The sequence below is a fragment of the Pseudomonas sp. FW305-20 genome (assembly GCF_058788075.1).
Window position 1 is genome coordinate 76,153 of the sequence record NZ_JBYTAJ010000003.1, and the last position, 11,835, is coordinate 87,987.

8 protein-coding genes are annotated in these 11,835 nt (G+C 58.1%); 6 read left to right on the top strand and 2 right to left on the bottom strand.

Translation table 11 applies throughout. The features are described 5' to 3' along the window. Positions 1 to 115: 115 nt before the first annotated feature. Together AC3WP4_RS03785 and AC3WP4_RS03790 are read right to left on the bottom strand one after the other, a co-directional pair. Positions 116 to 1,510: a PhoH family protein gene (locus AC3WP4_RS03785; protein ID WP_074873889.1), complete on the bottom strand. Its 1,395-nt coding sequence runs from the start codon at positions 1,508 to 1,510 to the stop codon at positions 116 to 118. Between the two features lie 336 nt (positions 1,511 to 1,846). Beyond that, positions 1,847 to 2,971: a polysaccharide deacetylase family protein gene (locus tag AC3WP4_RS03790; protein ID WP_102615027.1), complete on the bottom strand. Its 1,125-nt coding sequence runs from the start codon at positions 2,969 to 2,971 to the stop codon at positions 1,847 to 1,849. 147 nt (positions 2,972 to 3,118) lie between these two features. Here AC3WP4_RS03790 and yaaA point away from each other — a divergent pair, with 147 nt between their 5' ends. The 6 genes from yaaA to AC3WP4_RS03820 all read left to right on the top strand — a co-directional run bounded on the left by yaaA (position 3,119) and on the right by AC3WP4_RS03820 (position 11,832). Continuing rightward, complete coding sequence (gene yaaA / locus AC3WP4_RS03795; RefSeq protein ID WP_076028565.1) at positions 3,119 to 3,898, top strand: peroxide stress protein YaaA; 780 nt, start codon at positions 3,119 to 3,121, stop codon at positions 3,896 to 3,898. 805 nt (positions 3,899 to 4,703) lie between these two features. Beyond that, on the top strand, positions 4,704 to 6,020 hold the full coding sequence (locus AC3WP4_RS03800) for a nucleotide sugar dehydrogenase (RefSeq protein WP_102615028.1): 1,317 nt from the start codon (positions 4,704 to 4,706) through the stop codon (positions 6,018 to 6,020). Positions 6,021 to 6,241: 221 nt separating this feature from the next. Then, positions 6,242 to 7,723 carry a mannuronan synthase gene (gene alg8, locus AC3WP4_RS03805; protein ID WP_371916898.1) on the top strand — a complete coding sequence of 494 codons (1,482 nt, stop codon included), beginning with the start codon at positions 6,242 to 6,244 and terminating at the stop codon, positions 7,721 to 7,723. A gap of 35 nt (positions 7,724 to 7,758) precedes the next feature. After that, positions 7,759 to 8,928 (top strand): alginate biosynthesis protein Alg44, encoded by a 1,170-nt coding sequence (locus tag AC3WP4_RS03810; protein ID WP_102615029.1) that lies wholly within the window; start codon positions 7,759 to 7,761, stop codon positions 8,926 to 8,928. Positions 8,929 to 8,992: 64 nt separating this feature from the next. Then, positions 8,993 to 10,348, top strand: a complete 1,356-nt coding sequence (gene algK / locus AC3WP4_RS03815) for an alginate biosynthesis TPR repeat lipoprotein AlgK (protein ID WP_074873883.1) — start codon at positions 8,993 to 8,995, stop codon at positions 10,346 to 10,348. Next, on the top strand, positions 10,345 to 11,832 hold the full coding sequence (locus tag AC3WP4_RS03820; protein WP_074873882.1) for an alginate export family protein: 1,488 nt from the start codon (positions 10,345 to 10,347) through the stop codon (positions 11,830 to 11,832). The genes algK and AC3WP4_RS03820 overlap by 4 nt, the downstream gene beginning before the upstream one ends. The last annotated feature ends 3 nt before the right edge of the window (positions 11,833 to 11,835 follow it).

The window sequence follows — 11,835 nt, forward strand, 5'->3', positions numbered from 1 at the left end:
GATTGTAAACCTGTGGGTCAAAATTCCGCACGCTTGATTATCAGACCACCACATGGGATTTGTGTGAGCATAAAAAACCGGGCGACTTTGAGGTCGCCCGGTTCTTGTGAGGGGGTTACAAATGCGATTCGGCGTATTCGGCCAGAATCGAGCGTGGCACCCCTTGCAGGGTGATGTGCACACCGTTGGGGAAATCCTTGAAGCGTTCTGTCAGGTACGTCAGCCCGGAACTGGTCGCGGACAGGTAAGGGGTGTCGATCTGCGCCAGGTTACCCAGGCACACCACTTTGGAACCGGCGCCGGCACGGGTGATGATGGTTTTCATCTGGTGCGGCGTGAGGTTCTGGCATTCATCGATCAGGATCAGACTCTGCTGGAAGCTGCGGCCTCGAATGTAGTTGAGGGATTTGAACTGCAACGGCACTTTGCTGAGGATGTAATCGACACTGCCATGGGTGTTTTCGTCATCCATGTGCAAGGCTTCGAGGTTGTCGGTGATGGCGCCCAGCCAAGGCTCCATTTTTTCCGCTTCAGTGCCGGGCAGGAAACCGATCTCCTGGTCCAGGCCCTGCACGCTTCGGGTCGCGATGATCCGGCGGTAGCGTTTGCTGACCATGGTCTGCTCGATCGCCGCCGCCAGTGCGAGGATGGTTTTACCGGAACCGGCTGCCCCGGTCAGGTTGACCAGGTGAATATCCGGGTCGAGCAAGGCGTACAGCGCCAGGCTTTGATAGATGTCACGCGGTTTCAGGCCCCAGGCTTCCTGGTGCAACAGGGGTTCCTGATGCAGGTCGAGAATCAGCAGCTTGTCTTCCTCGATCTCCTTGATCCAGCCGACAAAGCCCTGTTCATCGATGATGAACTCGTTGACGTGTACCGCCGGCAGGTTGTCGATCAACTGAACCTGGTGCCAGGTGCGGCCATGGTCCTGACGGGTATCGACATTCCTCACCCGGTCCCAGAAGGAGCCGGTCATGTTGTGATAACCGTTGGGCAGCAGCGATACGTCGTCGACCAGTTGGTCGGTGCTGTAGTCCTCGGCCGCGATCCCGCAAGCCCGGGCCTTGAGGCGCATGTTGATGTCTTTGGTGACCAGCACCACAGGCAGTTCCGGTTCCCGTGCGTGCAGGTCGATCAACTGGTTGATGATGATGTTGTCGTTCAGGTGCTCGGGCAGAATGAGGTTCGGTTCTGCTCGCTTGCTCATCAGAATTGACAGCAAACCCTTCGGTCCGCTTTTGCCGCGCTGGATCGGGACGCCGAGCTCGACGTCTTCAGGACTGGCATCGCCCAGGGTCTTGTCGATCAGGCGAATCGCCTGACGGCATTCCGCAGCCACGCTGTGATGCCCGCTCTTGAGCTTGTCGAGCTCTTCAAGCACGGTCATCGGGATGGCGACGTGGTGTTCTTCGAAGTTAAGAAGGGCGTTTGGATCGTGAATCAATACGTTGGTATCGAGTACATAAAGGATTGGCTGGTTGGAGGAAAAGCTACGTCCGTGATCATCCATACTCGGTCACCTTTGTGGGAGCCAGTCGACGCAATACCGTGACAGTGCTGCGCCTCGAAGTGGCCACCGAATTCACCTGCGAGGACTCAAGTGAATTGCACACAAATGGGGGTCTTGGAAGACGCCACCTGTCTGCAGGTTTCGGCGGTCTGTCTTCGTAATACTCCAAAACCTGTGACAGAAAAAAGTACTTTGACGTTTTTTTGAAGTTTATTTTTCAGAGTGACCAATAGCACTAGGCGGATGGCCATCACCCCGTTAAAGTCGGAAGTCCGCCTGCACCGAATTCTCGTCCAAAATCACCCTTTCACCAATGTTTACGGCCTTTCGTCGTTTTCAGCGAAACGCGTCCTGACAGTCTTCCCAGCCGATTCCACTTTGCGCCGTTTGCGTGATGAGCCAGGGCATCGCCGTTTTCAGCGCATCCTGCTTCACGTTGAAGTTGATCACCCCGTGGCGCCACAACAACATCAGGCTCAACACCCGTTGCCCGCTCTGATTGGCTTTCAGCTTGCCGGCACCATCCTGGGCATCGATATCCCACAGCGCCACCTGCAAGCCCTGGGATTTGAAGAATCTTTCAGCGTCAGACCGACGCTGACCATCGGGCGGGCGAAACAATGGCACGTAGTTCTCGGGCAGTTTGCTTTTGACCAGTTCGACGCTGCGTCGCACCGAGTCCTGCCAGTCCTGCCAGTGGCTGTGGGAGCGAAATTCCCAGCCTTGCGCGCCAATGCACTGCTTCGAGTACGTCGCTTGCAGGCTGGCTACCGAACGATCGGCCAGACGGGCCTGGATGTCTTTGCCGAGGACGAAGAACGTGCCACTCATGTTCGACTTGCGCAGGTATTCCGCGGCCCAGGCAGTGTTATCCGGCACGGCATTGGCGCCGCTGTCGAAGGTCAGCAGAAACAGCCGATCATGCATCTGATCGCCGTTGCGCTCATAGTCGCCAAAACGATCGACTTCGCTGCTGGTTTGCGGAAACAGCGCGGCCTTGCGCAATTGCTCGTCCAGGTACTGGGCGTGGAACAGTCGACTTGGTTCGGCCCACTTTATGTAGTAGCTCTCATCGCTGACCTGAAACTTGGCGGCTTGCTGGCGCAGGGTGTCCATGTCCTCGACCAAAAAACAGAAGGAAGCATCCTGATCGCAGCTCTGCTGGGCGTAGTTGTAGTTGGTCAGCAGTCGCTGCCACATGCGCTGGCGCAGATTGTTGATCGATTCCAGATTGATTGTGCGCAACCCCAGGCGCTGGGCCAGGCTCGCTTCATCCAGGGATTCGCTGGCCAACAGAACGCGAGTAAACATCAGGATTTCGGCCCGTGATGCCACATCGAACAGGGTTGGGCTGTTGAGCTGTTCAGGCCAAGTGCTGCGATCAAGCGTTGCCACATCGCCCGGCGCCGCCATGGCACCGAAGCTCAACAGCCAAGCCGAGAATAGAAAAACGATACGCAATGGGATGTCTCCATAACAAAACCCGCGCGGCACTATAGCTGATCCGACTGACATGATCGTTCCACCGATCATCACCTATGGACTTGATAGCTGGAGTCAACAAGGACAACCCCCTAGAATCGCCCCACGATTAAAGGAGACGACTTCATGCTGATGGTGATTTCCCCCGCCAAGACCCTCGATTACGAAACACCGCCGGCGACCCAGCGCTTCACCCAGCCACAATACCTCGACCATTCCCAGGAGCTGATCCTGCAATTGCGCGAACTGGCCCCAGCGCAGATCAGCGAGTTGATGCACGTCTCCGACAAGATCGGCGGGCTCAACGCCGCGCGTTTCGGCAGCTGGACACCCGCCTTCACTCCGGAAAATGCCAAGCAGGCACTGCTCGCCTTCAAGGGCGACGTTTACACCGGGTTGAATGCTCAAACCTTCAGCGAGGCCGATTTCGATTACGCCCAGCAGCACTTGCGCATGTTGTCCGGCCTGTATGGCCTGCTGCGCCCACTGGACCTGATGCAGCCGTATCGACTGGAGATGGGCACCAAACTGGCGAATGCCCGTGGCAAGGATTTGTATGCCTTCTGGGGCACACGGATCAGCGAATGGTTGAACGAAGCACTGGCCGATCAAGGCGATGACGTGCTGCTGAACCTGGCCTCCAACGAGTACTTCTCGGCGGTCAAACGCAACGCCCTGAATGCGCGCATCATCAATACCGAATTCAAGGACTTGAAGAACGGCCAGTACAAGATCATCAGTTTCTATGCGAAAAAGGCCCGCGGCATGATGAGTCGCTTCGTCATAGAAGAGCGCATCAATGACCCGCAAGCTCTCAAGCAGTTCGATGTACAAGGTTATCGCTACAGCGCCGAGCATTCCAAACCCGACAATCTGGTGTTCCTGCGCGATCACGCATCCGAGTAAACAGTCGGTTGGCGCACGCCTCATTTAAGGTCGTGCGCCACGCCTGTAGACCAACAATTCCCCGCGCTATTCGTCACTTCGCTGACGTCAAAAACCAATCACTCGATTTCCTAACTTTAGTTTCACTCGACTTCGCTGATTTTTTTCAGTAGTGGCACCAAATTTTTTTATCAGTAGTGGCAAATAACTATCTAGCCCGAGAATAACCCTATGTATCAAGGGCGAAACAGGTGTTGCTATCAATATGAAAGCAGTGCCATCTTTTTCAATATTTCAAGAAATTTCAGAATTCGCGATGGGCGGACAGGAACTATGTCCAGATGCGTCGCTCATACCACCGGTAACCATTCTCTCTGAGCTTGTACGAGATAACTTACACAGAGAAGAGATCCACATAGCAAAGTTGTCACATTAACTTCTGCTTACTGATCCCTGATTTGGGCAACACATGAAGGATAGGAGATAAGCCTCATAAATATCCCCTACAAGGCCAAGGCCGCGCCCCTATAAACGTGCTCACGTGAGCACTCAAGCGCTTGATTTACGGGCTTCTGGCCTGGCATTGAGCGCGCAAGACCTTTGCACGAATGTCTTCTGATTAGAAGATCAGCTGCATAACAGGGCACGCCATAACAATAAAAGCCTAGTTGCGCACATTTTGAGTGCACTTATTTAGACACTCGGAACTTATATGCCTGCACGCGGCATTGTGACGCCTTTAAGGCGCACTTCCGAGTGCACTACGACCGCTGAACACCATTAACTCCGGCCATGTTATGGCTTGATAAACACAGAGGTAATTGCGATGCGCATCAGCATATTTGGTTTGGGTTACGTCGGCGCAGTATGTGCCGGTTGCCTGTCTGCACGGGGCCATGACGTCGTTGGCGTCGATGTTGCCAAAGACAAAATCGATATGATCAACGCCGGTAAATCGCCGATCGTTGAACCGGGTCTGGGCGAACTTCTGCAGAAGGGTATCGAGACGGGCAAACTGCGCGGCACGACCAACTTCGCCGAAGCGATTCGCGACACCGACCTGTCGATGATCTGCGTCGGCACGCCGAGCAAGAAGAACGGCGACCTGGAGCTGAACTACATCGAAGCCGTGTGCCGCGAGATCGGTTTTGTCCTGCGTGACAAGACCACTCGTCACACCATCGTGGTTCGTAGCACCGTCCTGCCAGGCACTGTGGCAAACGTAGTGATCCCGATCCTCGAAGACTGCTCCGGCAAAAAAGCCGGTGTCGACTTCGGCGTTGCAGTGAACCCTGAGTTCCTGCGTGAAAGCACCGCGATCGCCGACTACGACCTGCCGCCAATGACCGTCATCGGTGAGTTCGACAAGGCTTCGGGCGACGTACTGCAATCGCTGTACGAAGAACTCGACGCTCCGATCATCCGCAAGGACATCGCAGTGGCCGAGATGATCAAGTACACCTGCAACGTGTGGCACGCCACCAAGGTGACCTTCGCCAACGAGATCGGCAACATCGCCAAGGCTGTCGGCGTCGATGGTCGCGAAGTGATGGAAGTGGTCTGCCAGGACAAGACGCTGAACCTGTCCCAGTACTACATGCGCCCTGGTTTCGCGTTTGGCGGTTCCTGCCTGCCGAAGGACGTTCGCGCCCTGACCTACCGCGCCGGCTCCCTGGACGTGGAAGCACCACTGCTCAACTCGCTGATGCGCAGTAACGAGTCCCAGGTGCAGAACGCTTTCGACATCGTCACCAGCCACGGCAAACGCAAAGTCGCCCTGCTGGGCCTGAGCTTCAAGGCCGGTACTGATGACCTGCGCGAAAGCCCGCTGGTTGATCTGGCGGAAATGCTGATCGGCAAGGGTTACGACCTGAGCATCTACGACACCAACGTCGAATACGCCCGTGTCCACGGTGCGAACAAGGATTACATCGAGTCGAAGATCCCTCACGTCTCGTCCTTGCTCAACGCTAACTTCGACGACGTGATCAATAACGCCGACGTGATCATCCTCGGCAACCGTGACGAGAAGTTCCGCGCCCTGGCGCAGAACGCTCCACACGGCAAGCAAGTGATCGACCTGGTCGGTTTCATGTCTCAAGCCACCAGCGTTAGCGGTCGCACCGAAGGCATCTGCTGGTAATGCGGTCGTAGGAGCTGCGTAGGAGCTGTCGAGTGAAACGAGGCTGCGATCTTTCCAGATCCACTTGAGTTTCAAACGAAAGATCCAAAGATCGCAGGCTTCGCCAGCTCCTACAGGATTTCTGGCGTCATCCACACCGGATGTCGCCAGTTTTCGTAAGCCTGCCTTAACCCCATCGGGCCACCCCACAGGCTCGCCCGAGATAGAGACGGATGCAGATTATGCACAGGCTAAAGCACGGCCTACTTCAGGTCGCCGGTTGGCTGTTTTACTTAAGTATTTTGATGGGCATCGCCATGGCGTTGCCTGCGTCCACGTTCGACTCCGAGTCGAAGGACTTCATCTTCCTGATCGGTATCGTCGGTATCTGGCGCTACTCGATGGGTGCTACGCACTTTCTGCGCGGCATGCTGTTTCTGTACGTGGTCTACCCGCACCTGCGGCGCAAAGTGCGCAAGCTGGGTGAAGCGGCAAACCCGTCCCATGTGTTTCTGATGGTCACCAGTTTCCGTATCGACGCGCTGACCACCGCCCAGGTCTACGCCTCGGTGATTCGCGAAGCCATCGACTGCGGCCTGCCGACCACCATGGTCTGCTCCATCGTGGAAATGTCCGATGAGAAGCTGGTGAAAAGCCTCTGGACCAAAATGAATCCACCGGCTCGCGTCAAGCTCGACTTCGTGCGCATTCCCGGCACCGGCAAGCGCGATGGCCTGGCCTACGGTTTCCGCGCCATCTCCCGCCATTTGCCGGACGACCGCGCCGTGGTTGCAGTGATCGATGGCGACACCGTGCTTGCCGAAGGCGTCGTGCTCAAGACCGTGCCGTGGTTCCAGCTGTTCGGCAATGTCGGCGGCCTGACCACCAACGAGTTCTGCGAAGTGCGCGGCGGCTACATCATGAGCGAGTGGCACAAACTGCGCTTCGCCCAGCGTCACATCAACATGTGCTCGATGGCCCTGTCCAAGCGCGTGCTGACCATGACCGGGCGGATGTCGGTATTCCGCGCCACTGTGGTGACCAACCCGGACTTCATCGCCGACGTGGAAAGCGATTCGCTGCAACACTGGCGCCTGGGTCGCTTCAAGTTCCTTACCGGTGATGACAAGTCGAGCTGGTTCAGCTTGATGCGCCTGGGCTACGACACGTTTTATGTGCCGGACGCCGCCATTCACACCGTGGAACACCCGCCGGAAAAAAGCTTCATCAAGGCCAGTCGCAAACTGATGTTCCGCTGGTACGGCAACAACCTGCGGCAGAACTCCCGCGCCCTGGGCCTGGGGATGAAACGTCTCGGCCTGTTCACTTCGGTGGTGCTGTTCGACCAGCGTGTGTCGATGTGGACGTCGCTGCTGGGCCTGACCGTCGCGCTCATCGCCACCTTCAAGTACGGCGCCGCGTTCATCCTGGTTTACCTGCTGTGGATCGGCATTACCCGCCTGATCCTGACCGTGCTGCTGTCTTTGTCCGGTCACACGATCGGCCCGGCCTACCCTGCGATTCTCTATTACAACCAGATCGTCGGCGCGCTGGTGAAGATCTACGTGTTCTTCCGCCTCGACCGACAGTCCTGGAGTCGCCAGCCCACTTCCCTGACCCGTGATCTCGCCAGCTTTCAAGGTTGGTTCAACACTTGGTCGTCTCGGACCATGACCTTCTCCGCCGGCAGCATTTTTGTTGCCGTGCTGCTGATGATGGTCTGACCGAACTCGCCTGAATTAACTAGGAAATCGTCCATATGAATACCGCCGTCAACGCCAACGTAGTGCATGAATCAGAAGCCCAGCGCCAGCATGCCCGGGTAAAAATCCCGGCCAAGCTGCGCTTCTTCGGCCCTGACCGGACCCCGGTAGAAGCTCGGGTCATCGACCTCTCCGCTGGCGGCCTGGCGTTCAACGCCGGTCAGCTGCCATTGAAGATCGGCGACGTGTACAAGGCGCGTTTGCAGTTCGTCATCGATAACCTTGGCCTGGCCATGGACGTCGAGTTACTGGTGCGCTCCCACGACCGCGAAACCGGTCGTACCGGTTGCCAGTTCCAGAACCTCGAATCCCAGGACATTTCCACCCTGCGCCACCTGATCACTTCTCACCTGGCCGGCGACATCGTCACCATGGGTGAAGTGCTGGCCACCCTGCAACGCGACAACTTCACCAAGGCGCGCAAGAACAAGGATGGCGGCCACGGCATGACCCCGTTCGGTCGTCTGCGTGCCGTGACCTTCAGCTTGGCGATCTTTCTCGTCGGCCTGACGGCATTCGGCTTCATCTTCAAGTCGGTGTACGGCATGTACTTCGTCAGCCACGCCCAGGCCGGTCTGGTCAGCGTAGCGGGCATGAACATCACCATGCCGCGCGATGGCACCGTGAAGAGCCTGATCAAACCCGACGGCGTTGCCGCCAAGGGCGCGCCGCTTGCGACCTTCAGCACCAGCATGCTCGATGTGCTCAAGGGCCATCTTGACGACAATCAATTGCAACCGGCCAAGGTTGAAGAACTGTTCGGCAAGCAAATGACCGGCACCCTGACGTCGCCGTGCGATTGCACCGTAGCGCAGCAAATGGTCGCCGACGGTCAGTACGCCAACAAGGGCGACGTGATCTTCCAACTGGTGCCGCGTAACAGCGAAGCCAACATTGAAGCGCGCTTCTCCTATCGCCAATTCGGCGACGTGCTGCCAGGCAGCTCGGTCAGCTTCCAGATTGCCGGCGAAGACAAAACCCGCTCCGGCACGATCGTCAGCAGCACCAGCCTGAAAAGCGCCGACCTGTCGTCCGACATCCGCGTGCTGATCAAGCCTGATGAGCCGCTGGACAGCAAATTCGCCGGTCGCCCGGTTGAAGTCAACGCCAACCGCGGTCCGAACCTGAACTGGCTGATCGATAAAGCCATGGCCGCCGGTCGTTAAAAACAAGAGGACATGCCCCGTGACTAGCCCACTCAGAATCCTGCCAGTCCCGCTGACTCTGGCCATGGCAATCGCCCTGGCCGGCTGCGCAGGCCTGCCCGACCAGCGTCTGGCCAACGAAGCCCTCAAGCGTGGTGATACCACGCTGGCGGCGCAGAATTACCAGCAATTGGCAGACCTGGGCTACAGCGAAGCACAGGTTGGCCTCGCCGATATCCAGGTCGACAGCCGTGACCCGGCGCAGATCAAGAAAGCCGAGGCGACTTATCGCGCCGCGGCCAGCGTCTCGCCGCGAGCCCAGGCTCGCCTGGGTCGCCTGCTGGTGGCCAAACCTGGCTCCACCGAAGCCGAGCAGCACGAAGCCGAAGGCCTGTTGAAGAAAGCCACTGCCGCAGGCGAAGGCAACACCTTGATCCCGCTGGCGATGCTATACCTGCAATACCCGCACAGTTTCCCGAACGTCAATGCGCAACAGCAGATCAGCCAATGGCGCGCCGAAGGCAAGCCGGAAGCGGGCCTGGCCCAAGTGCTGCTCTATCGCACCCAGGGCACTTACGACCAGCATCTGGACGAAGTGGAAACGATCTGCAAAGCCGCGTTGAACACCACCGACATCTGCTACGTCGAACTGGCCACGGTCTATCAGAAAAAAGCCCAGCCAGAGAAACAGGCCGAGCTGATCAAGCAAATGCAAGCCGGTCAGGCTCGCGGCGTGGTTTCCGCCCAGCGGGTGGACAGCGTGGCTCGCGTACTGGGCGATGCATCCCTAGGCACCACCGACGAGAAAACCGCCCAGTCGCTGCTCGAAGGCATCGCACCCGGCTACCCCGCTTCCTGGGTTAGCCTGGCGCAATTGCTCTACGACTTCCCGGAACTGGGTGACGTCGACACGATGATGAAGTACCTGGACAACGGCCGCGCCGCCGACCAGCCGCGCGCCGAACTGTTGCTGGGCAAACTCTATTACGAAGGCAAAATGGTGCCGGCCGACGCGAAGCTCGCCGAAGAACACTTCAAGAAAGCCGTCGACAGAGAAGTGGCCGCCGATTACTACCTCGGCCAGATCTACCGTCGCGGTTACCTGGGCAAGGTCTATCCGCAAAAAGCGCTGGACCACCTGCTCAAGGCTGCGCGTAACGGCCAGAGCAGCGCCGACTTCGCCATTGCCCAACTGTTCTCCCAAGGCAAGGGCACCCGGCCCAACCCACTTAACGCTTATGTCTTCAGCCAATTGGCCAAGGCCCAGAACACCCCGCAAGCCACCGAGCTTGCGCAAACACTCGAAACCCAACTGCCGCCTGCCCAGCTCGCCGAGGCCCAACGCCTGTTGAAACAAGAACAGGCCGTTCGTGGTGCCTTGAGTCAGAACACGCTGGAACTGCATGCCCTGGAAGAAGAAGACGGCGAGGAATCCCTATGAAGTTGAATCCATTCGTTAAGGCCGGTATCGGCCTGTCATTCGCCCTGCTGTGGTCGTGCCCGACCCTGGCGGCCCTGACTGAAAGCAAGAACTACGGCCTTGACGTGAAAGTCACCGCCCAGTCCGAAGACGACACCGACCTCGGTACGCAGAGCGGCGGCGACGTCAACGGCGTAGGCCTCGACTTGCGTCCATGGATTTATGGCGAGAGCGGCGCATGGAGTGGCTACGCCATGGGTCAGGCGGTGACGTCCACCGACATCATCGAGACGGACACCCTGCAACAGTCCGACAGCGACGGCACCCAGGCCACCGACAGCGGTGATCGCAAAAGCAAGAAAAACTACCTGGCGATGCGTGAGTTCTGGGTCGGTTACAGAGGCCTTACGCCGTATCCCGGCGAGATGCTCAAGCTCGGTCGCCAGCGTCTGCACAATGACGATGGCCAATGGCGCGACACCAATATCGAAGCCCTGAACTGGACCTTCGACACCACTCTGTTGCGCGCCAACGCCGGTGTTGCCGAGCGCTTCAGCGAGTACCGCACTGACCTTACAGAGCTCGCCCCCAAGGACAAGGATCGCCTGCACGCTTTCGCCGATGCGGCGTACCAGTGGACCCCGGGCAACTGGGTCGGCATTCGCGGTCATCACACCCACGATGACGGCAAGCTCGACTACGCGCAGCCGGGTGTTCCCGCCGATTCCCTGGACAAGAAAGAGAACGGCGACATCAGCTGGATCGGCCTCACCGCCGACAGCGATGCCTACAACTGGCGCAACACCAACACCGTTAATTACTGGGGCAGCGTCACCGGCATGAGCGGCGACCGCGACAAGGTCAACCCGCTCAACGCCGATGGCACCGCTCCAGCACAAGCCAAAACCAGTGGCGATGTCGATGGCTGGGCCACTGACCTGGGCGTGCGTCTGCGCCTCGATCCGCAATGGCAAGTCGGTGCAGCCTATGCCCGTGCCAGCGCCGATTACGAACAGAACGGCCTGGAAAGCAACCGCTCGAACTACACCGGTACTCGCTCGCGGGTTCACCGTTTCGGCGAAGCCTACCGTGGCGAAATGCAAAACATGCAGTCCGCCACTCTGTTCGGTTCGTGGATGCTCAACGACGAATACGACGCCAGTGTGATCTACCACAAATTCTGGCGCGTAGACGGCAACAAGCCTGTCGGCAGCAACGGCATTAACGCCGTCGAGAACAACACCGACGACGCGACCGGCGCAATTCTTTCCACCACGTCCCTGCCGCTGGAAGATGGCAACAAAGACCTCGGCCAGGAAATGGACGTGGTCGTCACCAAGTACTTCAAGCAAGGCCTGCTGCCCGCGTCCTTGAGCCAGTCGATCGATGAGCCTTCGGCCCTGGTGCGCTTGCGTGGCGGTGTGTTCAAGCCCGGCGACGCGTATGGCAAAGGCGTCGACTCGTACATGCACCGCGCGTTTGTCGACGTGATCTGGCGCTTCTGATGC

Bases quoted from the DNA above. Each gene is read 5' to 3' on its own strand.
- AC3WP4_RS03785 (WP_074873889.1), bottom strand. From the start codon at position 1,510: ATGGATGATCACGGACGTAGCTTTTCCTCCAACCAGCCAATCCTTTAT.
- yaaA (WP_076028565.1), top strand. From the start codon at position 3,119: ATGCTGATGGTGATTTCCCCCGCCAAGACCCTCGATTACGAAACACCG.
- AC3WP4_RS03800 (WP_102615028.1), top strand. From the start codon at position 4,704: ATGCGCATCAGCATATTTGGTTTGGGTTACGTCGGCGCAGTATGTGCC.
- alg8 (WP_371916898.1), top strand. From the start codon at position 6,242: ATGCACAGGCTAAAGCACGGCCTACTTCAGGTCGCCGGTTGGCTGTTT.
- AC3WP4_RS03810 (WP_102615029.1), top strand. From the start codon at position 7,759: ATGAATACCGCCGTCAACGCCAACGTAGTGCATGAATCAGAAGCCCAG.
- algK (WP_074873883.1), top strand. From the start codon at position 8,993: ATGGCAATCGCCCTGGCCGGCTGCGCAGGCCTGCCCGACCAGCGTCTG.
- AC3WP4_RS03820 (WP_074873882.1), top strand. From the start codon at position 10,345: ATGAAGTTGAATCCATTCGTTAAGGCCGGTATCGGCCTGTCATTCGCC.